Origin of the sequence: Lachnotalea sp. AF33-28, from assembly GCF_003477885.1 — a bacterium.
Lineage (GTDB): Bacteria > Bacillota > Clostridia > Lachnospirales > Lachnospiraceae > AF33-28.
This window is the reverse complement of sequence record NZ_QUEE01000008.1, coordinates 197,894-221,307: the sequence shown is the minus strand read 5'-3', so window position 1 is coordinate 221,307 and position 23,414 is coordinate 197,894. Positions and strand designations below refer to the sequence as shown.

At 49.3% G+C, this 23,414-nt stretch carries 21 protein-coding genes; 8 read left to right on the top strand and 13 right to left on the bottom strand.

Features of this window, described 5'->3' with window-relative positions:
- Nucleotide 1 precedes the first annotated feature (1 nt).
- The 3 genes from DWZ56_RS13095 to DWZ56_RS13085 form a co-directional block, all read right to left on the bottom strand.
- Complete coding sequence (locus DWZ56_RS13095; RefSeq protein ID WP_118557072.1) at nt 2–1,984, bottom strand: ABC transporter permease subunit; 1,983 nt, start codon at nt 1,982–1,984, stop codon at nt 2–4.
- Between the two features lie 111 nt (nt 1,985–2,095).
- Entirely contained in the window at nt 2,096–3,787 is a 1,692-nt protein-coding gene (locus DWZ56_RS13090) for an ABC transporter substrate-binding protein (RefSeq protein ID WP_118557071.1), read from the bottom strand.
- Nucleotides 3,788–3,857: 70 nt separating this feature from the next.
- Entirely contained in the window at nt 3,858–4,841 is a 984-nt protein-coding gene (locus DWZ56_RS13085) for a LacI family DNA-binding transcriptional regulator (RefSeq protein ID WP_158584573.1), read from the bottom strand.
- 534 nt (nt 4,842–5,375) lie between these two features.
- Between DWZ56_RS13085 and DWZ56_RS13075 the strand changes: the two genes are divergently transcribed.
- Together DWZ56_RS13075 and DWZ56_RS13070 are read left to right on the top strand one after the other, a co-directional pair.
- Nucleotides 5,376–6,089: a TrmB family transcriptional regulator gene (locus DWZ56_RS13075; protein WP_118557068.1), complete on the top strand. Its 714-nt coding sequence runs from the start codon at nt 5,376–5,378 to the stop codon at nt 6,087–6,089.
- Entirely contained in the window at nt 6,086–7,351 is a 1,266-nt protein-coding gene (locus tag DWZ56_RS13070; protein ID WP_118557067.1) for a diaminopimelate decarboxylase, read from the top strand. The genes DWZ56_RS13075 and DWZ56_RS13070 overlap by 4 nt, the downstream gene beginning before the upstream one ends.
- A 96-nt stretch (nt 7,352–7,447) precedes the next feature.
- Here DWZ56_RS13070 and DWZ56_RS13065 read toward each other — a convergent pair whose 3' ends face one another.
- From DWZ56_RS13065 to DWZ56_RS13050, 4 genes are all read right to left on the bottom strand, one after another.
- Entirely contained in the window at nt 7,448–7,849 is a 402-nt protein-coding gene (locus DWZ56_RS13065; RefSeq protein ID WP_118557066.1) for a DUF3887 domain-containing protein, read from the bottom strand.
- A gap of 52 nt (nt 7,850–7,901) precedes the next feature.
- A complete protein-coding gene (locus tag DWZ56_RS13060) occupies nt 7,902–8,621 on the bottom strand; it encodes a YhfC family glutamic-type intramembrane protease (protein WP_118557065.1) in 720 nt (239 codons plus the stop codon).
- A gap of 81 nt (nt 8,622–8,702) precedes the next feature.
- The gene (locus DWZ56_RS13055) at nt 8,703–10,007 is read right to left on the bottom strand and encodes a sensor histidine kinase (RefSeq protein WP_118557064.1); all 1,305 of its coding nucleotides are present in this window, start codon (nt 10,005–10,007) and stop codon (nt 8,703–8,705) included.
- Nucleotides 10,008–10,065: 58 nt separating this feature from the next.
- Nucleotides 10,066–10,767 carry a LytR/AlgR family response regulator transcription factor gene (locus DWZ56_RS13050; RefSeq protein ID WP_118557063.1) on the bottom strand — a complete coding sequence of 234 codons (702 nt, stop codon included), beginning with the start codon at nt 10,765–10,767 and terminating at the stop codon, nt 10,066–10,068.
- Nucleotides 10,768–11,202: 435 nt separating this feature from the next.
- Here DWZ56_RS13050 and DWZ56_RS13045 point away from each other — a divergent pair, with 435 nt between their 5' ends.
- The 4 genes from DWZ56_RS13045 to DWZ56_RS13030 all read left to right on the top strand — a co-directional run bounded on the left by DWZ56_RS13045 (nt 11,203) and on the right by DWZ56_RS13030 (nt 14,689).
- The gene (locus tag DWZ56_RS13045) at nt 11,203–11,886 is read left to right on the top strand and encodes a response regulator transcription factor (protein ID WP_118557062.1); all 684 of its coding nucleotides are present in this window, start codon (nt 11,203–11,205) and stop codon (nt 11,884–11,886) included.
- A gap of 85 nt (nt 11,887–11,971) precedes the next feature.
- The gene (locus DWZ56_RS13040) at nt 11,972–12,883 is read left to right on the top strand and encodes an ATP-binding cassette domain-containing protein (protein WP_118557061.1); all 912 of its coding nucleotides are present in this window, start codon (nt 11,972–11,974) and stop codon (nt 12,881–12,883) included.
- The gene (locus DWZ56_RS13035) at nt 12,876–13,703 is read left to right on the top strand and encodes an ABC transporter permease (protein ID WP_118557060.1); all 828 of its coding nucleotides are present in this window, start codon (nt 12,876–12,878) and stop codon (nt 13,701–13,703) included. The genes DWZ56_RS13040 and DWZ56_RS13035 overlap by 8 nt, the downstream gene beginning before the upstream one ends.
- A gap of 56 nt (nt 13,704–13,759) precedes the next feature.
- Complete coding sequence (locus tag DWZ56_RS13030) at nt 13,760–14,689, top strand: sensor histidine kinase (RefSeq protein ID WP_118557059.1); 930 nt, start codon at nt 13,760–13,762, stop codon at nt 14,687–14,689.
- On the opposite strand, the gene DWZ56_RS13025 is transcribed toward DWZ56_RS13030, so the two are convergent.
- From DWZ56_RS13025 to DWZ56_RS13000, 6 genes are all read right to left on the bottom strand, one after another.
- Nucleotides 14,649–15,431 carry a peptidoglycan recognition protein family protein gene (locus tag DWZ56_RS13025; protein WP_330424876.1) on the bottom strand — a complete coding sequence of 261 codons (783 nt, stop codon included), beginning with the start codon at nt 15,429–15,431 and terminating at the stop codon, nt 14,649–14,651. The genes DWZ56_RS13030 and DWZ56_RS13025 overlap by 41 nt on opposite strands.
- A 143-nt stretch (nt 15,432–15,574) precedes the next feature.
- Complete coding sequence (locus DWZ56_RS13020) at nt 15,575–16,378, bottom strand: hypothetical protein (protein WP_118557058.1); 804 nt, start codon at nt 16,376–16,378, stop codon at nt 15,575–15,577.
- Nucleotides 16,379–16,387: 9 nt separating this feature from the next.
- A complete protein-coding gene (locus DWZ56_RS13015; protein WP_118557057.1) occupies nt 16,388–17,800 on the bottom strand; it encodes a sensor histidine kinase in 1,413 nt (470 codons plus the stop codon).
- On the bottom strand, nt 17,797–18,456 hold the full coding sequence (locus DWZ56_RS13010) for a response regulator transcription factor (protein WP_118557056.1): 660 nt from the start codon (nt 18,454–18,456) through the stop codon (nt 17,797–17,799). The genes DWZ56_RS13015 and DWZ56_RS13010 overlap by 4 nt, the downstream gene beginning before the upstream one ends.
- 260 nt (nt 18,457–18,716) lie before the next feature.
- Nucleotides 18,717–19,577 carry a tocopherol cyclase family protein gene (locus DWZ56_RS13005; RefSeq protein ID WP_158584572.1) on the bottom strand — a complete coding sequence of 287 codons (861 nt, stop codon included), beginning with the start codon at nt 19,575–19,577 and terminating at the stop codon, nt 18,717–18,719.
- 70 nt (nt 19,578–19,647) lie between these two features.
- Nucleotides 19,648–21,282 (bottom strand): Na/Pi cotransporter family protein, encoded by a 1,635-nt coding sequence (locus DWZ56_RS13000; RefSeq protein WP_118557054.1) that lies wholly within the window; start codon nt 21,280–21,282, stop codon nt 19,648–19,650.
- Between the two features lie 327 nt (nt 21,283–21,609).
- On the opposite strand from DWZ56_RS13000, the gene DWZ56_RS12995 reads away from it, so the two are divergent.
- Nucleotides 21,610–21,789 (top strand): hypothetical protein, encoded by a 180-nt coding sequence (locus DWZ56_RS12995; RefSeq protein ID WP_118557053.1) that lies wholly within the window; start codon nt 21,610–21,612, stop codon nt 21,787–21,789.
- A gap of 449 nt (nt 21,790–22,238) precedes the next feature.
- Nucleotides 22,239–23,414 carry an MFS transporter gene (locus DWZ56_RS12985; protein WP_118557051.1) on the top strand — a complete coding sequence of 392 codons (1,176 nt, stop codon included), beginning with the start codon at nt 22,239–22,241 and terminating at the stop codon, nt 23,412–23,414.

The window sequence follows — 23,414 nt, the reverse complement described above, 5'->3', positions numbered from 1 at the left end:
CTTAATTTTTAGCGGCGCTCGCACGCCGTCCGATCAAAGTAGCAACCATGATAAAGAGGAACATCACTACGCCCAGGGCACAGGCATAGCCGTATCGTCCAAAGGTGGTGGCATTGAAATACAGCTCCAGGCCGGGCACATAGGTGCTGGTTCCCGGACCGCCCTGTGTCAGCAGATAAACGCCGTTGAAATCCTGTACCACACCGATGAAGGTCAGTGTCAGAATCAGCCTTAACTGCGGCAGTATCAGCGGGAACTGAATTTTCTTAAAGATGTCAAAACGCTTGGCCCCGTCCATCCTGGCTGCTTCATACAGCTCCGCATCAATGCTGGTAAATCCGCCATAGTACAGCAGGAATGCCAGCGCATTGACAAATGGGAATCCCATGAAGATAATCGCCCAGATTGCCGTCTTTTCATTGCCGAGCCATACTCTCTGCCAGCTCTCCAGTCCCAGTTTGCCTAGCAGCTGGTTTAAAGCGCCGATATTCGGATCATAGATCTGCATCCACAGAAGCGCGCTGACCACGGATGGAACCACGATCGGCAGCACGAATAAAAACCTCAGGATATACTTTGTGCGGTCACCCTTTACAGAATATACCAGCCAGGCGATCAGAAGCGGCACTGTCAGCACCTTCAAAAAGCCTGTCACCACTATTTTCAGCAGGTTTTCCAGACCGGTCAGGAAATATCCTTCCGTAAACATCATCTTAAAGTTATCAAAGCCTACAAATTCTATATCCGCCGCGGCATAATTGAACTTTGACCAGTTGGTAAATGCTCTGGTAAAAGCCATCACAATCGGGACATAATTAAAGAAAATCAGCAGACCGAAGGTTGGAATCAGCAGGATATACGCAGTCCTGTAACGGTACACCATCTTACCAAACCGTTTAGCCAGCCGGTTCGTCCTGGGGATCGCCATGATCAGGGATAAGATCACCACGATGGGGCTGAACACCGTCAGAAAATAGATGAGGGTGCTGTAGCCGCTAAGGCTTGCCATCAGATCCAGATCCGCGATATCCAGGCTCATGACAAAATCTCCGTACCCTGTGATATACACTTCATCTCCCATCGGCAGGAATCCGGAAACGGATGTCCCCATATCCGCGGTATAAATGATCCTTCCGCTGTTGTCTATGATATACACCGTACCCTGTTTGGTTCCGATCAGTATATGTTCGCCGTCCTGATCTCCTCCTATTGAAAGAGCCACAGAACCGCTCATCATGTCCGGCGTACCGGTCCGGATAATGTTCAGATCGTCATCCACAACCATATAGGAGCCGTCGCTGCCCATCGCCAGATACTCACCCTGCGTTCCGTAAGGGACCATCATCAGAACCTCGTAATCCATTCTGACCTTCTTAACTTCCGTCCCGTCTGTTTCCATACGGATGATTTCACCGCGGTTGTTGGCGGTGATCAGATTGCTGCCGTCCGCCGTATAGCAGACGCATTTCACCTGGAATGTATACTTATTGTTATGGAGCTGTTCCCCATCACTGGAGTACACCAGTATATTGTGCTTTGCCGTGCTGACTCCGGCAGATATCACGACTTCGCTGCCGTCCGCAGTCACATCAATGTCATAGATCCTCCTCTGGACATTGATATCGGAAACAACCTCCCCGGTTTCAATATTCACAAAATACACATGATTATCATCGCTGCCTGCATACAGCATATTGTCTTCCGAATGAACGATTAATTTACGGAACACACCTTTTCCATCCATTTCCCACAGTTTTTCTTTCGTCTCGCCTGAAAATGCTATCAGTTTATTATCATATGTACCCACAAAGAATATATCTCTGTTTTCATCATAAGCCATCGTGTTGTTTTTCACACCGGTCTTATAGCCGGTATCGGAGAACAATTTGGAACTCTGGTTCAGCACGCTGTTTAAATAAAAAGAGACACCGAATATGAGACAAAAGAGCACACACAGGACAATCCACAGTTTTTGGCGGCGCATTAAGGTCTCCCCCTTTCCTGGTCTGTAAATAAAGAATTCTTCTGATCAAAAAAGACGGGGTGTTGCAAAATCTGTATTTTACAACACCCCTCATTCCCTACCTGTTACTGATTACTGTCCTGTAGGCTGGTTTTCCGGATGCTCAAGATCAGACGCGCTGATACCGGAACTGATCATAGCCTCTTCCTTATACTGATCGATGTTTGCACAGTGCTCTTTCACCCATGCTTCAATATCGATATCGCCGCTTAAGAACTTGTAAGTATAGTCATAGAACAGACGATAGGAAGCATCAATATCTCCTGAACTGCCGGACATACCGCGGGCCAGCTTCTGGCCGTTGCCCTTCTGGCAGTTACCGATAAAGGACAGATTGTCAAAGGATGCCTGGATATCAGCCGGAAGCTTCACATTGTACACCAGAGAAGGACCCTGAACGGTCATAGCGTTCTCAATACCGGTGGACAGGAATAAGCTCTGGCCTTCTTCTGATGAGAAATACATCAGCAGATCCGCAACCTGATCATCATGTGCTTTGTCTTTCTTAATTGCTCCAAGGAATCCTGTTGCAACTTCGATTGTACGAACAGGGGCTTCAATTCCGTCGCCTTCCATTGTAGGCATATTAAATGTACCGATATTGAATTCCTTAACGCCTTCGATTACCGCATCATCGCTGCCGGTAACACTTCCGCCGGATCTTAATTTCTCCATATCGTTCTTAAACTGGATCAGACGGCCGCAGGTATCAGGTCTCATAGCTGCTTTTCCCTGGTAGAACAGGGATACAGAACCGTTGTTATCCGTGCCAAAGAAGGAGTCTCCGCCCGCATACTGAGGGAAAATCTTCGCCATATTGGTCCATACGGTTCTCATACCGGGGGTATCCGCCGTATAGGTTCCGTCCATAACAGCCTTAAATACGCGAACTGCATTCTGGTTTACTTTGTAAGAATCATCGTTATAAGGGTCTGTAGGATCGTAAGACCATACGCCGTCCACATCGGGATCGTAGCAGAAATCACCTTCCTGAGCCTTATAAACTTCAATCATGGAACGGGTGGTCTGATCCGCATAAATTTGTGCCAGCCAGCCCATAGCGCCTGACCAGAAGCTGTTGTAATCGCCGGCCATAGCGATCGGCTGATATCCGGCTGCCTGGATCTTCTCACATACGGTGATAAATTCGTCCCAGGTCTTCGGAGGCTCTACGCCTACTTCTTCAAAGATATCCTTATTATAGGTCCAAACTACCTGTACGGAATCCAGAGACAGAGAGGTCATTTCATTTCTCGCAAGGTCACGTACCTGTGCTTCAAAATTGAACTGTTCCTGCCATGTTCCGTCGGAATACGGGCTGTCATTGCTCATGTACTCCAGCCAGTTGATGGACTTGCCGGAAGCCACTGCGCCGGCCAGGTTGATATTTACAATATCGGTTTCTGTTCCCGCTGTTGTAAATGCCTTCTGTACCCATTCTGCATAGCCGTCTACCGGTTTCAAGTCAATAACGACTTCCACGCCCGGGTTCTTCTCCATGTAAGCTTTAGCCACAGCTGTCCAGGCTTCCTCTACACCCGTACCCGCCTGTACACTGACTGTAACTTTCATCTTGTCGCCCGATGCATCCGGCGCCGCTGTCGTTGTTTCCTTTTCAGCCGCCGTTGTCGTCGGTGCCGCCGTCGTATTCTCCGGCGCTGCGGTCGTACCCGCTGAGCCGCTGCTGCACGCAGTCAGGCCGCATACCATGGCTACTACCATAAACAATGCCAACCACTTCTTGAAAGACTTACTCCCTTTCATTTGCTAACCTCCTTTAGCATTTCATTGTTATAGTGAACATGATTGCTCATGTTGCGCTCGTTTCATTGTTTTACAAGACATCCCTGACTCTTGTCACACTTGCTTTCGGCACATAAAAAGCTGTCAGTTCCACCCTCTTGGGCTCTCTGCCGTCAATGCATTCAACCAGGCTGTCCATAAACGCCTTCCCTGTTTCAAACGCCTTCGTGTCAACGCTGGATAATGTCGGATACATATAATCCAGCACATGCATGTTATCACATCCTATTACGGATATATCTTCCGGAATGCGGTAGCCGTGCCTGCGCAGTTCTTTCATCGCCCCCAGCGCCATCAGATCGTTAACCGCGATCAGTGCCGTAAACGGCTCTTCTCTCTCCAGCAGCTCTCTCGCCGCCTTTTCCCCCATCCTTCCATCTGTGGAAGCATTGGGTTTCGCATCGACAATCAGATTCTCCCTGTATTCGATTCCGAATTCACTGAACGCTTTGCATAACGCCTTATAGCGGTAATGAGAGGGTTCGGATATCGGAATACCGCTTAAAAAAGCGATTCTCTCATGTCCGTTTTCTTTTAATTCTCTGATCACCGCATGATAAGCCGGTTCATAATTAATCGTGGTATATCTTCCCAGCCAGATCACCGGGCCGCCCAGATTCTGATAACGGTCCAGTGTCGAATTATCGTAGGACCCCAGTGCCAGAAGCAGGCCGTCTATCTTTCGGCTGATCAGCTCCTGTACGATGTCCTGGGTAAAGCTGTCCACCGCTATCACCGATACTATGTAGCCCTTCTCCGAGGCCAGGGACTGCGCGCCCTCCAGCACCTCACAGTAATATGGGTTTTTCAGATTATCAACGAGAAGCGCCACATGCTGAGTGCGTTTGGAAGCCAGCCCCTTTGCCACGAGATTCGGCTTGTAACCCAGCTCTTCAATCGCTTTCTCCACCCGCCTCTGAACCTGCGGTGTCACATTCTTAGTACGGTTCATCACATATGAAACAGTTGCCACCGATACACCGGCTCTCTCCGCCACCATTTTTCTGGTAACCACAACCCTTCCCCCCAATCCAGGCATCCTTGTGCAGAACTTAGTTACTCGCGTAACCTCTTCTGGAAAAAAAGAAGCACGTGAATTCACATACCGTTCTTCTGTTTGGCGGTAAAGCAAACCTGTCTCTGAACAAGTCACTTATCTTCCAGTTTCTGTTTTTTGTATTAAGTTGCGTCCGATCTTATGACCGGATACAAGATGCACATATACTGTGCGCGGATTACCATTTAAAATTAATCTTACTTTTGGTTACTCGTGTAACCTCCATGACATAAGAATATCACATATTGTATATTATTGCAAGTGTTTTTTTCGATTTTTTGAACATTTTCACTTCTTTCTCTCCCTGATTTTATGCATTTTATCTTTTCTCCCTTATATGTCCTGCTAATTCCACAGATTAAACAGTCATTTTGCCCATGCCGTTTTTTTATATGTCTGATATTAAGCTTCAGCCATCCCTTAATTCCCTTGACAAAACCAGCAGCCCCATCTATAGTGTTCCTATAAAGAAACACTAATAGGAGGCTGATCATGGAACACATAGACGCGCTCACCCAGTACGGGCTGACCAGGCAGGAAGCGAATCTATATCTGCTGCTTTTATCCGAAGGCAGTCTGACCGGTTATGAAGCCTCTAAACAGACCGGCATATCCCGTTCCAATACATACAGCGGCCTTGCCGGCCTCGTAGATAAGGGGGCTGCTTATGTAGAGGAAGGCGCGGTCACCAGATATTCACCGGTAAAAGCGGAAGAATTCTGCAGCAATAAGATACGGTTTCTGGAAACGCTGAAACAGGAGCTGGCCGCTTCGCTTCCCAAGCAAAAGGGAAGCGAAGAAGGCTATCTGACCATCCGGGGAGAACGCCATATATTAGATAAGATGAAATCCATGCTGCAGCAGACGAAGCTGCGCGTTTATCTGGCAGTTTCCTCCAATGTGCTGTCGCTTCTGGAACCGGAGCTTACCGATGCCGCAGGCAGGAATATTAAGACCGTTATTCTGTCCGATGAAAGGCCGCAGATTGCCGGCGTCATCTACTACCCAAGCCCTTGCCAAAAGAATCAGATCCGCATGATCACCGATTCCCGGAATGTGCTGACCGGAGAGCTAAACGGCGAGCTCTCGACCTGTCTCTATTCCTGCAGAAAAAACCTGGCCGACGTATTTAAAGAGGCGCTGAGCAACGAGATAAAACTGATTGAACTGACCAGTAATGAAAAAAAGGAGGACTCCATCCAATGAGTAAAACACCCTTTGTAACCCTTGAACAGTTAAAAGAAATTACAAAAACATACCCGACCCCATTCCACCTGTATGATGAAAAGGGGATCAGGGTCAACGCCGCCAGGCTTAGGGATGCTTTTTCCTGGAATCCGGGCTTTAAGGAATACTTTGCCGTAAAGGCCACTCCGAACCCCTTTATACTGAATATCCTAAGAGAGTATGGATGCGGCTGTGACTGTTCCTCTATGACCGAGCTCATGATGGCGGACGCGCTTCATTTCTCCGGTTCCGATATCATGTTTTCTTCCAACGCCACGCCGGCTGAGGAATACGTATTCGCCAGAAAGATCGGCGCCACCATCAACCTGGACGATATCACACATATCAAATATCTGGAAAACTGCGCCGGACTGCCGGAAACGATCAGCTGTCGATATAATCCGGGCGGCCTGTTTAAAATCAGTAATGATATCATGGATAACCCGGGAGATGCAAAATACGGATTTACCACAGAACAGCTCTTTGAAGGTTTCCGTATCTTAAAGCAAAAAGGCGTAAAGCATTTCGGCATTCACGCGTTTCTAGCCAGCAACACGGTCACTAACGAGTATTATCCGATGCTCGCAAAGGTGCTGTTCGAGGTTGCGGTACATCTCAAAAAAGAAACCGGAGCAGATATCCGTTTTATCAACCTGTCCGGGGGAATCGGCATTCCCTACCGCCCCGATCAGCAGCCTAACGACATCTATCAGATCTCCGCTGGTGTTAAAAAAGTGTACGAAGAGGTGCTGGTTCCTGCCGGCATGGGCGACGTGGCGCTGTATACCGAGCTGGGACGCTATATGCTCGGGCCTTACGGCTGTCTGGTTACTACCGCGATACATCAGAAACACACACATAAGGAATACATCGGCTGCGATGCATGTGCAGTGAATCTGATGCGCCCTGCCATGTACGGAGCATATCACCATATCACCGTGATGGGAAAAGAGGATCAGCCCTGCGACCATAAATACGATGTGACCGGTTCTCTCTGCGAAAACAACGATAAATTCGCTATCGACCGCATGCTTCCGGCCATCGATACCGGCGATCTGCTGGTGATACATGACACCGGCGCCCACGGCTTCTCCATGGGCTATAACTATAACGGCAAGCTTAAATCAGCAGAACTGCTTCTTAAAGAAGACGGATCTGTCCAGATGATCCGCCGAGCAGAAACCCCAAAGGATTACTTCGCCACCTTTGATTTCTGCGATATTCTGGATAAATATCTCTAAAAGTAGATAAATGCTTACCTGTGTGCCCATCGAGCACACGCCAAAGGGCATGCCCGGCCAGGACATGCCCTTTTTATTCAATAGGAAAATGCGGCCTTATTTTATATAGAAGCCGGTTATCTTCATCTCCTGGTCAAACGCCACCTGAAACTGGATGGATGCGTTTTCATATTCCGTTACCAGAACCGCGACAGCGATATCGTTTCCGTCCTCATCTTTCTGCCCAACAACGGTCTCCGTCTTATAGCTTTTGAATTCACCAAGTCCCAGCTGATCCCATGCAGCTTCGATCTGGCCGGTCACGCCGGCATCCGCCATCTGCTGAGTCATCATGCTGTTTAAGGTCTCGTAGTCTTTCTCATTGACGAGATCCACAGCTGCTTTCGCTTCTTTCAGCACCTCATCCTTATCAAAGCCTCCCGCGATCTTCCCTCCGGCGCATCCCGCCAGGATTCCCATGCACAGCACCGCCGCCATCAGTGTCATTAAATATCTCATATTCTTCCTCCTTTTCCTGTCACCAGCCGTAGGCTGATGACCTACGCACACTTCAGTGTGCTTCTTCTTTCAAAGGAACATTCTTCTTTCTGCCCCTTTTTGTAATGATGATATAAATAAAAAGCAAAATGCCAATTGCGGCAATACTGCCTTCTATTTCCACAATTCCCATGCCCCAGACCGTCTGTGCCAGCACGCAGTAGGCATCCACCGCTGCATGAAGAAAAACTGCCAAAACGAGCCAGAAGTACTTTCTTTCCCGCACGGCCTGCATCACCATGACAGAAAAAGCCACATGGACCGGCAGAACAAACAGCCGCTCCAATCCTCCTATAAAGAAATTCGATCCCATAACGGCGATCAGCCCGGGATTCATAAACAGAGTGTATACCGCATTTATTCCTATGATATACAGGGCTTCCATGGCCCAGTGTCCGACGCCGAACACCACGTCTTCCCAGGCGCCGCGCTCTTTTTTCATGAAAAGCTTCATGGTGAGAAAGCGGCCGCCTTCCTCGAACAGTGCCGCAGTAAAACCCAGAAACAGGGCATACAGCCAGGGGCTTTTAAGGAACAGGATGCTCTGCCACCCCATGGATGACATCCGGTTTAAAATCGGCACGCGAAGCAGTATCTGAAATACCAGAAAGGTGGCAAGGCCCGCAAAATAGCTTTTCAGATAGCGTCTTCTGCCGGCCAGCAGTCCGATCAGCATTACAGCCGGAAATATGCCGGTGATACAAAGGGTAAATACAAAACAAACCACATTCATAGAAATATCCTCCACTTTATGTTATCAGCCCATGGTCCGATAACCTGCAAATGTTTCAACGCGTCTCCTTTTCCCACAAATTTAAACCGGTATCATTACATTCACTTCAAACACTCCGTCCTCATAATGAAACGTCAGAGTTCCGTCATAGGCCTGCACCGCGCGATTCACATTTTGCAGACCGATTCCTTCTTTGCCGTCTTTTGCAGAGATTAATCTGCCATTACGGGAGACCGGCGGATCAACAGCCGCATTCCGTACATTGATTACCACAAAGTCCCGGATCTGATCCATCCTAAACACCACCCATTTTTCCTCTGCTTCCGAAGCCGCTTCCAGCGCATTATCCATCAGATTCGCAAAGACCGTGGTGATATCCATCTCCTTCATAAAAGTCAGGTCGGTTCCTGCGGCGCGTATCTCAAAAGTTATGCCCAGGCTCTCTGCCAGCTGCGCCTTGTCGTTTAATATTATGTTCAGCACGCGGTTTTCCGTATAATAGTTCTGTCCCAGCTCGTTAAGCATCCGGTGCATATCCTGCATATAAGAGACACTGCCCCCATCCTTTTCCTGATACAGCTGTTCAATCGCAATCAGGTGGTTTCTCATGTCATGGACAACCTTGCGCGTCTTCAGATATTTTTTCTCCAGTTCCTCATAATAGCGGTACTGCATAGTTTCTTTCTGGCGGATCAGATTCAGTTCGTTCTCCAGCTCATTTTTCTTTACAATATTGTCAAATATATAGCTCACATAAATATTTAAAAGCAGGATGCAGACCAGGTTCACAATTAAAGTAATGATGCCTTCTTCTGTGGGCAGAAGCGCCACATAGGCGGACATGGACAGCAGGAATACAACCGAAAAGACAGGCAGTATAAAAGAATTTAAAATCTGCTGCCACCTAACGCTCCCCTCCTTCCTCCTGCCGAATATCCAGACAAACAGCTTAAGATTTAACAGCTCCATCAGCTGTTTAAACGTCATCAGCGCGCAGCTGTATACGATGGCACTGCTTACAAAATTGCCGGTTTTTGCCGCATACCACTGGAACGCGACTATGGAAAATATCTGTACCGCGATAATGCTGCAGCCGTAAACCAGATTATAGATAATGTGCTGCCCTGTCCGGTTAAAAAGGAAGTATCCCAGAGCCACCGGCGATACGGTCAGCATAAGGCAGCCGTACAGATCGCTTCTGATCACGGCAGAGAGCAGAAGCGCGGCCATATACAGAGAAAAGCCGAGTATATAATAACCTTTAGGCAGGTACAGATTCCTGCCTGTTTTATTTAAAAACTGGTACATGGCATAGATCAGCACGGCATAATCCGATATGGCGATCACCATGTTTATAAAAATCATGAATTCCTGTGTCATCTCCATGTAACCCCCGCTTCATATCAGATACGCGCAATGCGCGCTTCGGCTCCCGCTTGTACAATCACAGCATATTTGCCAGATATCTGTTCAGCCGCTCCCGAAACTGCACCGATTTCTTCTGTGACAGGGGGAGGGTCTGGCCGTCCATCATCTGAATTTCATAGCCCTTCACCGATTTTACCTGATACAGATTGACGAGAAAACTCTTATGCGGCATACAGAAATCATACTGCTTCATGCGCTCTTCCATATTTTTCAGGGTATCGTTCGTCTCGTATACCGCTTTTTCCGTATGAATGACGACTTTACGCTGCACATACTCAAAATAGCAGATCTTTGAAAGTGGAAGACGTATTCTGCCGTTCTGCGTTTGAAACTCAAAAACCGGGTCATCCTTTTCTTCTTTCAGATAATCCGCAGCCTCATCGAGCTGGCGGTAAATCGCCGTGTCACGTATAGGTTTGATCATATATCCGAAGGCATGGACCGAGAAAGCCGATCCCACATAATCCCTGTAACTGGTCAGATAGATGATCTTTACCTGTTTGTCCTTCTCCCGAAGCCGTTTGGCCGCCTCGATCCCGTTGATGCCCGCCATATCGATGTCCAAAAATATCACATCGTAACGGTTTTCGGACTTAATAAGCTCCTCCCCGGAAGCAAAACAGTCCGTCAGGCATTCCCTTTTCGTATACCCCGACAGTATCCGCTCCATCTGCTCTCTTACGCTCTTCTCGTCATCACACACCGCGATCCGGAACATTCTCTCTCACTCCTTAGTATTTCCAGGGTGTATACCCGTATTGTATGCATTCTTATCCTAGAATACAATAATTTCTGTCTCACGTATAGTTTTTTTGGTCTGAAATACAGGGAAGCGTTACTGTTCACAGTTACCGAAAAATTCCCGCGTAAGAGAGGGCAGGGTATGGTCCTCATTGGGACCCGCTCTCGCTCCGTGAAGCGCGCAGCGGTACTAATGCTGTAAAATACACAGCAATAAGTACCGGCGGGCTTCAAGGGATCCCTATGAGGACCATACCCTGCTCTCTCATACGCTGCTTTATCGGCAGCGTGTGAACAGTAACCCGTGATCAATAACGGGGAAGCTTCTATGCATGGGCGCATTGACATGTTTCCCTGCGGACAATATAATATAAACGGATGAAACAGGGACGGACGGTGCAGGGAGGGCTTTATGGATAAACTACAGGTTTTGCTTGTGGAGGACGATGCGCATATCAGCAATATGGAACAGGAACTGCTGACAGGAAACGGATATGGGGTGCGGGCGGCTTATTCGGGGACCGAGGCTCTGCTCCTTCTTTCCCTGCAGCGCTTTGATCTGGTTTTACTGGATCTGATGCTGCCCGGTATGCCGGGAGAAGAGGTTCTGGCTCATATAAAGCAGCAGACCGATATTCCGGTCATCTGCATATCCGCCAGGGACGATGTGGCGGTCCGGGTCGGCCTGATCCGGTCCGGAGCGGATGATTATCTCGTTAAGCCTTTCCATAATGAAGAGCTGCTGGCACGGATGGAGGCGGTCCTAAGGCGCAGCCAGCCGGCCCATACCCCCGATGCGGTCTGCTGTTTTAAGAATCTGACGCTGAACCGGGATACGCTGGAAGTTAAGGTAAAGGGACAGCAGATAAGCCTTACAAAGAGGGAATATCTGATATTGGAGCTGCTGCTTAGCAATCCGAACAAGGTATTCACTAAAAACAATATATTTGACGCTGTATGGAACGAGGAATACTATACAGAGGACAACACGGTTAATGTGCATATCAGCAATCTGCGCCAGAAACTTAAAAAAGCCGATCCAGACGAGCAGTATATCCAAACCGTCTGGGGGATCGGATTTAAGATGTTTCTTTAAGGTTTCTTTATGCTTTTCACAGGGTTTCCATAAGATTTCAGGCTATGATGATCTTAAAGAAGAACGAAAGAATGAGGATTTGCTTATGGAATATGCACTCAGAACCAATGCTCTCACCAAGGTCTATCACGGAAAAAATGCAGTCAGCAAAGTGACCATGAATGTGGGCCGCGGTGAAATCTACGGACTGATCGGTAAAAACGGCGCTGGAAAAACCACCCTTATGAAAATGATCATGGGGCTTGCGGCCCCGGGTACAGGAACCATAGAGCTGTTTGGTTCCACATCCCTGGATGAACAGAGAAAACGGCTGGGCTGCATCATCGAGTCTCCCGCTCTCTATCCGTATATGACGGCTCTTCAGAATCTGGAAAATCACCGCATCCTGCTGGGACTTCCGGATAAAGGCGCGCCGGTTAAGGCGCTTCAGGCTGTTGGCCTTACGTATACCGGTAAAAAAACGGTAAAACATTTCTCCATGGGTATGAAACAGCGCCTGTCCATCGCGATGGCCCTTCTGGGAAATCCCGATTTTCTTGTCCTGGATGAACCGATCAACGGCCTGGACCCCACAGGTATCAGGGATGTGCGCGATTTGCTGCTCAAACTGAATAAGGAAGACGGCATCACCATACTGATCTCCAGCCATATATTGGGCGAGCTCTATAAGATCGCCACCTGTTACGGCATTTTAAACGACGGAATGCTGGTAGAAGAATTCACGAAAGATGAGCTGGAGCTGCGCTGCCGGCGGTGTCTGAAGGTGGAGGTGGATGACGCGAAACAGGCATGTATCCTGATCGAGGAACTGTTCCATACCCGGGACTATGACGTGCTGGACGGCCATATCATCCGCATCTTCGGCCAGGATATAGACAGCGGTCTGCTCAATAAAGCGCTGACCGGCAGCGGTATCACTGTAAAAACCATTCAGTCCTCTGGGGAGGATCTGGAAGGCTATTTCATGGAACGGATGGGAGGAACAAAACATGCATAACTTAATACGATCTGAATTATATAAATTGTTTCACAGCCGCAGCTTTTGGACCCTGCTCATCATTTCCGCGGTGACCGGACTCATCATCGTTCTGATATTTCAAGGAATGATGACTCTGACAGCAAAAGATTCGGGGCTTAACCGCATGGGAGCCGGCCAAAACGGATTTCAGATTTCCGTAAGCGGCTCCGATGCAGCGGATGATTTCAATATAAGTGGTATATCACTGATGATGGAGACATTCTCCGGCAACCTCTATCAGACGCTGATCCTGATTTTTACAAGCATCTTCACGGCCATGGAATTCTCCCACGGCACCGTCAGGAACACAGTGAGCCGCGGGCTGGGGCGGGGACGCATCTATCTCGCGAAATATCTTTGCAATGCGGCAGCCTCTCTGCTGTTTACATTCGCCGCAATGGCCACAAGTTTTGCAGCGGCCAGCGTATTATGGGGAACCGGCCCAATCACAGGCTCTTTTGCGCTGACACTGCTGCAGACCATCCTGGTACAGCTGCTTCTGCTGGCCGCCTATTCCGGGGTCTGCATGTTTATTGCCATACTCTTTCGCAGCAGCGGCGGAGCCGTTGCGCTTAATTTCTGCCTGCTAATCTTTCTGCCGTCCCTGCTCTCCTTATCCGGGATCTTTACAGGGGGCAGGCTGCAGCTGGAACGGTACTGGCTGGTCAACTGTGCGTCCTCCATCGCCTCACCGGCCCCGGATGCGGCAGCGCTCTGTACGGCTGTAATCTCAGGTGTGATTACGCTTCTTCTGTCGGTCTTTCTCGGTGTTTTCTGTTTCAAAAAGAGGGACATCTAAAAACATTAGGAAGCGGCCGTTCAAGTCATACGGCTATCAAAAAACAGGAGCTGTCTATGGATATCCTACCTTTTTCACTCATTTTTATGCTTGCAGCTGCGGCCGCCATCCTGGCCGCCCGCCTGCACGCCGTGAAACAGAATCTGCGCGATTTGGACGCGCAGCTGTTAAAGATCCTTTCAACCGATACCAACCAGCTGATCTGCACGCAGCTGTCCCAAAAAGAGTTCTGCGCTTTAGCTGAGCACATCAATCAGGCGCTGGTCTCTCACAAAGAAGCTGTACGAAAGCAAAAGAAATCGGACCGGCTGTTCCGCGAAACAATTACGGCAATTTCGCACGACCTGCGCACGCCTTTAACAAGCGCTGGCGGTTACATCCAGATGATGAACCGCCAGGATCTAAGCCCCGAAAAGCGCAGGGAATACGGAATGATCGTGGAAGAACGCATGGAAGCGGTGCGCGCTCTGTTAGACCAGCTGTTTGAGTATGCCAGGCTGTCCAACAATGAGCTTACGCTCTGCATAGACACTGTCAGCATAAATGATGTGCTTCGGGACACTGTCTCAATTTACTATGATGATTTCTGCAGCCGCGGCGTGGAACCTGTACTTAAAATACCCGACCAGGCCTGGCTGGCAGCAGCCGATAAAGATGCGTTAAAGCGGGTATTCTCCAATGTGATTTATAACGCTTTCATACATGGCAAAGCTCCGTACAGCATCACCTCCCGCGCAAATGGCCGGTCAGCGGTCATTACATTTACCAATGCAGCTTTTGGCATCACTGCCGCCGACCTGGATTCTCTTTTTGAACGGTTCTATACCACAGATCTGTCCAGACAGAAAAAAACGACCGGACTCGGCCTGTCCATCGCCAAAACCCTGCTGGAAAAGCAGGGAGGCCGCATCCACGCAGAACTGGATCACGGCCTCTTCTCCATCATTATTGAAATACCTCTCTGCGAAACGCTTCCCAGGCCGTAGGGTTGTCCACATAATATTTCGGACATTCCTTTCCGGTTACATCATAGTGCCGGATTACGTCCTCTTCCTTTAGTTCAAAGGTTTCACAGATCCATCTGGTCAGTTTGACCAGGGAATCATAGGTTTCCTTTGTGAACTCCCCGCTGCTGTCCGGGTGGCAGCACTCGATGGAAAGCGTGTCCGAATTCCGGTCATTGGAACAGTAAGCGACTTCTCCCAGCGGCATGCACTGTATGACCGTGCCATCCATACCGATCAGGAAATTGCTGCTGGCATAGGTGGCTTTCGTTTCCGCCAGGCTGTTGAAGTAACTCCGGTTCTGCTCCGCAGTGGTATTCGGATTGCCTACATAGTGCACCACAACTCCGTTGACCGCCTCCAGTTGTTTCTGCGGTCTGGAATAGGGATTCGGAGTCAGGAAATCCTGCTTGATCCAGTCAGGAATCTCAATCGCGGAGAAATCCTTCGGCTCTTCCTGTTCCGGAAGAGCGGCGATAGTTTCCTTTGGACCGCCCAGATTCTGTTCACCGCCCCCAGCCGTGGACGTTTCCGTTTTGTCCGGTTTTATAAATGAAATCAGCGTCAGCAGGCAGACCGCACATGCACCGGCGGCCAGCGCGCGGCGTATCAGGATCTTTCTTCGTCTTCGGCGCCTCCGCTCTATCCTTCGCTGCTGTCTTAAACGCTCCTCTTTGCTCATTCTGCCTTCCGATTTCTGTTCTGTCTGCTCTCTCCCGTTCATAAAACCACCCTCGTCTCATTGATGATCTGTGCACATTTTATCCGCCGTCCGGATAATCATAACAGGGCAATGCATCATAATTGCAACAAATACCATTGCAGTAAATCAAAAAGCCGCTGCAAACCGTTCAGGCAATGCACCCGTCACTCAATTACGGCAAATGACGGCTGCAGGTTAAAACTGCCGCCGTATGAGGTCCAGCTGTAAACCACCTGCTCCTCTTCCGCTTTGTAAATCCACCGTCCTGACATACCGTCTTCCTGACTTTTCATGCCTACATATTCAAGCCCCAGGTATTCCCCCCATTTTCTGGCCATATCTTCCATGTTTCCCAGAACAATTCTTCCATCCTGTATGTTTATCGCCGCTTTCCGGGAGATTTCCTCCTGATTCGATTCCAGTACGCTTTCATAATACCCGAATTCGGTATCCGAATAAATCGAATAGATCTTTCCTGTTTCCTCATCCATATAGGCGACCAGGCTGCCGTATTCCGTCATCATGTAGACCACCCAGAGTTCCAGATAGACGGACGGTGTTTCCGTATTGATAAAATTATACATTCTGGCCTCTAAATGTGTCAGATCATACTGTATGTCCGGCAACGGACAAATGCCCATCTCCTGTACCTTCTCCACCTCATCCGTACATCTCTCCCAGAATGCGGATCCCTGTTCTTTGTCATTTACGGTCTGCTGAGGCGGTGTAACGATCACCCGGCCATCCTCATCGTTCGAAAAGTATCCGAACAGCAGGAGCTGCAGCTTTTCATATGTAGTCAGCTGATGACGGTAACCGTCCTGTGTCAGGGTCAGTTCCTCCGTCCAGCTCTCCCCCAGTATGCTCTTATCCTGTCCGTGGGATACATAGGACGGAAGGAGTATGCAGCCGGCCATAACCGTAATAAATATCAGGACTATCACCATATTTTTAATCACATTTTTCATAAATCTCCTTTATTGATCTGCCAGGGGAAGAATGACTTCTGCCAGCGTTCCCACATCGGGCACGCTCCGGAAGCGGATCTTTCCGCAGTGCAGCTCCACGATTCTGGAACAGATCGCAAGCCCCAGACCCGCGCCGCCCTTTGCCCTGGCGCGGGACTTATCCACCATATAAAACGCCTCCGTAATCCTGGAAAGCTCCTCTTTGGGCATCCCTCTTCCCGTATCCTTAACCAGTATATGATACCCGTCCTTCGCAATCCGGCCCCGGAAAAAAATCCGGCCGCCGTTATCGATGGCCTTCCTGCCGTTATCAATCAGATTGATACACAGCGTTTTCACCAGGTCAGGCTCCAGAACAAGCACGGCCTCTTCCGCCGCCATATTAAGCTCTATATGCTCCTTTTCCAGCACCGGATACATCACGCCTGCCACGCTCTCCATCAGATCCGTAATCTCCACCCTTCTCATCGGGAGTTCCTGCCGGTTGAGCACGATCAGTTCCATAAGTTTTAGCGATAGCGCCTCAAGGCGTTTGCCCTCCTGAAAGATATAGTTTGCCGCCACAAACCGGTCCTCCGGCATCATCTCCTTGGAACGCAGCATATCAGAATAGCCGATGATCGATGTCAGCGGCGTTTTCAGTTCGTGCGCAAAGCTGCCAATAAAATCCTCCTGCCTCCTGGCAGCCTCCTTCAGCTGTAATATCCTCTCCTCCAGATTATCTGCCATGAGGTTAAAATCCTGGGCCAGTTTTCCGATCTCATCCCCGCTGTGCACATCCACGCGCTTTTCATAATGCCCTCCGGCAATCAACCTGGCCGCCCTGGAGAGCTTTTTTACCGGATAGGTCAGCCACCAGGAAACCAGACCAATGATCATGCCGTCCAGCACAAGCAGCACAAGCATCAATTTCTGAAATATATCATACTGCACATCACGCTCTTCAAACAGGCTGGTGATGTCGCGGAAATTCTCCATGCACAGCGTATTTTGCTGTACGGCAAACACGCAGGCTGTCTGTATGTAATATCTGTCCGATTCCAAGTATATGCGGGTGATCCTGGTGTTTACAGGGATATCCAGTGGAAGGTCCTGGCGGACGGACAGACCCGCCGTCTGATAGTAGATGCTGCCGTCCTCGCCGCTGATGCGCATGCCAAGCCGGTATTCCCCATTTCCCACCGGCAGCGCCTGGGAAATGCTGCTGATCTGGCCGGCAGAAAGCTCACTGTTCTCGCCCGGCACCGCCGCGGCAGCCGTCAGGAAAGAAAATCGCATCAGTTCATTTTCTTCTATAGCTGTTTTTTTCTCCCGTTCCAGCGACTGATGAAACAGGGAGGATATCAGCAGATATCCTCCCAGGCTGAAAGTAACGGCCGTCAGCGTCAGCGTGCTGAAAAACACTTTCCAGGAAAACTTCAATCCTGCACCTCCAGACGGTAGCCGATCTTATAAACCGCGGTCAGCTTATCTTCCCAGCCCACCTTTTTTCTAAGTCTCTGCACATGCAGATCCACGGTACGGCTGTTTCCGTCGTAATCCCCTTCCCATATCCGCTCATAGATATTATCGCGGAACAGCGCAATATTTTTATTTCTGACAAACAAAAGGAGAAGCTCATACTCCTTTTTCGTCAGCCGTATCTCTTCTCCGTCCTTTTTCACGGTTCTGGAACCGGTATCGATCACAAGACCTCCGATCGCAATCTGTTCCTCCTCCTTATGGAATCTCCGAAGCACGGTCTCCACTCTGGCCAGCAGCTCGATGATCTCAAAGGGTTTGACCAGGTAATCCTCGGCCCCGGCCCTAAGCCCTTTTACACGGTCAGCCACCGCGCTCTTAGCAGTGATAAATATGGTAGGGATTCCATACGGTCGAATATATTCCATCAGCTCATATCCGTCGATCTGCGGCAGCATGATATCCAGAAGTATCAGGTCATATTGGTTGTCCTCTATCTTTACAGCCGCTTCCGTTCCGGTAAACGCGCATTCGCACTCATAGCCGGCAGCGGCCAGGTTCATCTCAATCAATTTAGAAATGGGCTTTTCATCTTCCACAATCAGAATCCGTATCATACTCTACCCCCTTTATCATTGTGAAATTTTACATCATTTTTGCATCATAGTTGTATCCTTTGGCAAAATCCCGTTTCTACCATCATACGGAACCAGGTCTTTTCTGTCAAGAGTCAAAGCTCCCGCTGTGAATAAGTTGTTACTGATCACGGTTGGTGCTAAAGCTGTTAATAGTAACTAATAAGTTGTATTTTGGGCACACCCTGTTGAACAAAAAAGGAACCGCTGCACACCACAAGTGCGCACGGTCCCACTGCTTTTTATTCGCTGTATTCAAAACTCGCCCTTCTGGTCTTTACATCCAGCAGCACCTTATCGCCTTCGGTCAGACGATAACGCGCGGCACCCATAAGGCTTTCGTTGATGCTGCGGGTCATGGCCCCCGATACAGGCGCTTTTAAGGTCAGGCCCTGTGGACCGTACCACTTCATTTTAAAGCAGAGATCTCCCTGGCGCAGTATGAGCGAATTGCCGGAGCATTCCATGACCTTGGCGCCCAGATAGGTGGCCAGGCGGTATTCCTTTCCTTTTAGGATCACCGCACAGATGCATCCCGGAAAGGACCAGGGTCCCATAGGGATCGTGGCGGCCGCTGCCATGATGCGGGCGCTGCCGTCGATAAAGTCTGAGCACTGGGTCCAGAGGTATTTGCCCGGAAAGGAACGGCCGCGGTCCGATTCGATGTAGCCGGTCCCTTCTGTAAAGTCCAGCTTTTTTCCATTGATATTGATGGCGCCTTCCAGCCGGTGCCCCATGCTGATCACATCGTGACGGCATTCCAGTCCCGGTATGAGCGCGAACACACCCATAATGTCATATTCCAGCTTTCTTAGAGGGCCGTACCAGAGCTTTCCCTCTACGACCGCGCCGGATCTTTTCAGATTGAGGCTCACCGCCCATCTCGTGAATACGCTGTCCCCGATTTTTAAATGGAACGGCCTTGCCCGATACTCCACCTGATCCATGGAATAGGGGAAGTAGGCAGAAAAACCGTCCGATATGATTTGTATAAATGCAGATTTCCTTCCGTGACGGTCCCTTTTCATGCCCGGAATCACCGCAAAAGCCTGGTTTCCTTTCTGATGTTTAAAATACCATCCCTCAAATGAATCTTTTTTCATAGCGCAGCTGCCCTTTCCCTCGGTCTGTTGATTTGTATTATTGTTCCTCAAAATCAACAGCCTATACACGCTATGACATTTTTGCATACTCCTCCGCTATATTCAGGGCGTGATCACCGATCCGTTCGAAATCGGTCAGCATCTCCGAATAGAGGATGCTGGCCTGAGCCGGACAGTCACCGCGCATCATGCGCCCGATCTGGTTCTGTCGGAAGCGTTCATTCATATCATCGCTTAGCTGCTCCATTTTTGCAATTTTTTCAAGAAGATGCATGCTGTCCTCACCCTCCCGGACATCCAGTGTCTCCATGATCTGTAAGGATATGGAGTGCATCTGATCCACCTCCTCCAATGCCATCTTTGACAGGCGCAGGCTGTCCCTTTTTAGCGCCTGGGCGTATCCCGCCACATTCATGGAATGATCGCCGATCCGTTCGATATTGCCGGCGATTTTAAAATAGCCGTTCATGATTCGGGAATCACCTACGGGCATCTCCATGGATATCAGCCTGGATATGCATTTGGATATCTCGGCATTTAAATAATCGAGATATTCCTCATTATATAGGATCCGCTTCATATCCTTTTCCGTGCTCTCTTTCACGGCATTGAAACTTAAGTTTACGTTCTCATTGGCAAATCTTAACATTCTGGATATTTCCTGGCGAAGCTGCGATATGGCCAGCGTCACCGCACCGATCTGATGTTCTCCGTGAAATGCCTGCGGCTTCAAATACATCAGGCGCATGGTTTCCTCTTCCTCCTCTCCCCTATCCGGCAGCAGCAATTTGGCGGCCTTTACTAGCAGCCCTCCGAACGGAAGCAGGATCAAGGTGGTGGTCACATTAAACACCGTATGTACATTGGCGATCTGTGCCGCGGGATTGCCGGGTGTTAGGGATTCCATAAAGGCGGTAAACGGTGTCAGCAGGCAGACAGCCACAAAAATGCAGGTGCCGATCACATTGAATGCCAGATGCAGTATGGTGGTCCGCTTCGCATTGCGGCTCGTCCCTATGGATGCTAAAATCGCGGTGATACAGGTGCCGATATTCTGTCCGAACAGCACAAATACGGAGCTTGAGAGTCCGATCAACCCTCCGCTTGCTAACGCCTGCAGAATGCCGACGGATGCGGATGAGGACTGGATCACCGCGGTAAACAGCATGCCTGCCAGGATGCCGAACACCGGATTTTTAAAGCTGGTCATCAGATGGATGAACCCTTCCGAATCCCTAAGCGGCAGCATCGCGCTGCTCATCATATCCATTCCGATAAACAGCACGCCAAGGCCTGCAATAATGCTCCCCAGATGATGCAGCTTCTCACCTTTTAAAAATACGATCATCACTACGCCGATAAAGGCGATAAACGGTGCGATCATGCTGATGTCCAGCGCAATCAGCTGCCCGGTGATTGTTGTGCCGATATTGGCACCCATGATAATCCACATGGCCTGTCCGAGTGTCATAAGGCCGGAATTTACAAAACCCACAACCATCACCGTAGTGGCGGAGGAGGACTGGATTACCGCAGTGATGCCTGCGCCCACCAATACGCCAAGAAAACGGTTGGCCGTCAGCTTTTCCAGGATGGTCTTCATCTTATTCCCAGCCGCAGCCTCTAACCCTCCGCTCATCATCTGCATCCCATACAAAAACAGCGCCAGCCCGCCTAAAAGCATACATAGATCCGATATCTTCATACGATTCTCATTCCCCATTATCAATTTTTTATTCATCATCTGCCAAACGGTTCCGATCCTTTTTACAAATGACGCAGTTAGTGTAGCATGCCTCTTACTTTTTAATCAATTCCTCCGATATGTCCTTAACGTTTTCTTTACGATACGCACGCAGCCGAATATTCTTATGTCCGTAAGCCGATACTATAGAGTGCAGCATATAAGCAGTAGCACGCTGAAGCGTGCGCAGGTCATCAACCTTCGGTTGGTGACATGATAAGCGGTAGCACGCCGAAGCGTGCGTAGTTCATCAACCTTCGGTTGGTGACATGATAAGGAGGGTTTTCGGTGAAAGAGAAAAAGATTGATGAACTGGATTATGATTTCTGCAACGCGAGTTCGGCCACAGACTGTACCGGGCTGATTCCTTCTCTCCCGCAGTCCGACGATGAGATAAGATCCTATGAGGAGCTCTATGACTTCCTGCCGCGTGCAGCGGACGGCAGTACAGAAAACCAGACAAGATAATGCTGCCAGTAACACAAAAAGGCTGCCGCCCTCACAGCAATGACCGTGAAAGCGGCAGTCTTTATTCAATTGAAAACTGCCGGCTGCCACCCTCCCTGCCCTGACAAACACGGGAAGTTTGCGGCGGCCGTAAACAGTAATTTTACAGAGTACCATTCGGAGCTGCCGATAAAGCAGCGCAAGAGAGGGCAGGGTATGGTCCTCATAGGGATCCCTTGAAACCCGCCGGTTCTTTCGCTGCGTAGTTTGCAGCGTTAGAACCGCTGCGCGCTTCACGGAGCGAGAGCGCGTCCCTATGAGGACCATACCCTGCCCTCTCTTGCGCGGGAACCTTACCGCAACTAAATAGCTTCGAAAAGTTTACGGCAGCCGTAAAACGAAAATCCATTGAAAAAATCTGCCGCGCATGCTATAGTAGCTAATTGTCAACAACTACAGGAGGGACAATCATGTACTCACTTTTACTAGCGCTCATTTATTTAGCTTTTATCAGCCTTGGACTTCCCGATTCACTTCTCGGCTCGGGATGGCCCGTTATACATAACGACTTAAACGTTCCGATCTCTTTTATGGGTATCGTTTCCATGGTCATATCGGGAGGAACCATTATATCAAGCATGCTGTCGGATAAGCTGACAAGAAAATTCAGCACACGCATTGTGACTGTGAGCAGTGTATTTCTCACGGTGATCGCTCTGTTTGGGTTTTCCTTTTCAAGCCAGTTCTGGATGCTCTTAGTATTCGCAATCCCTTATGGTCTTGGCGCCGGAGCGATTGATGCCGCATTGAACAACTATGTTGCCCTCCACTATACATCCAAGCATATGAGCTGGCTGCACTGCTTCTGGGGCGTAGGGACGATTGTCAGTCCGTTTGTCATGAGCTATGCTTTAACACATTCAACCTGGCACAGCGGGTACCGCATTGTCGCTTTCATACAGCTTGGCATCGGCCTGCTTCTTCTCGCCACTCTCCCTGTCTGGAAAGCCAGCCGGCAGTCTGACGAGGATAATGCAAAAAGTATCGGCCTCGTTGGCGCGCTGAAAATCAGGGGCGTTCCTTATCTATTGATCGGCTTTTTCGCATACTGTGCGGCAGAAGCGACCGCGATGTATTGGGCGAGCACTTATCTGGTAGAGGTTAAGGGCGTGACTATCGATCGGGCGGCAGGGTTTGCTTCGCTGTTTTACATAGGCCTGACCGTTGGCAGATTCCTCGGCGGCTTTATTATGAATAAGCTGGGTGACAGAAAGATGATTATTCTCGGCACCTGCATTTTATCCTGCGGGATTCTTTCACTGCTTATTCCAGTAGAAAACCCAACGGTCTCTCTGGTCGGATTTATCATCATCGGTTTTGGCTGTGCGCCGATCTATCCCTGCATTATTCATTCCACACCGAGTAATTTCGGCGCGGAGAACTCCGGAGCGATTATCGGAATTCAAATGGCAAGCGCCTATGTCGGATCGACATTTATCCCGCCGCTGTTCGGACTGCTCGGCAATCTGATCAGCTTTGCGATACTTCCGGTATACCTCTTCGTTTTTATCGTCATCATGATCAGTATGACTGAACTAACATTTAAAATCACAGCCCGCAGGGGAGGCCGGGAGAAATCGGCATAA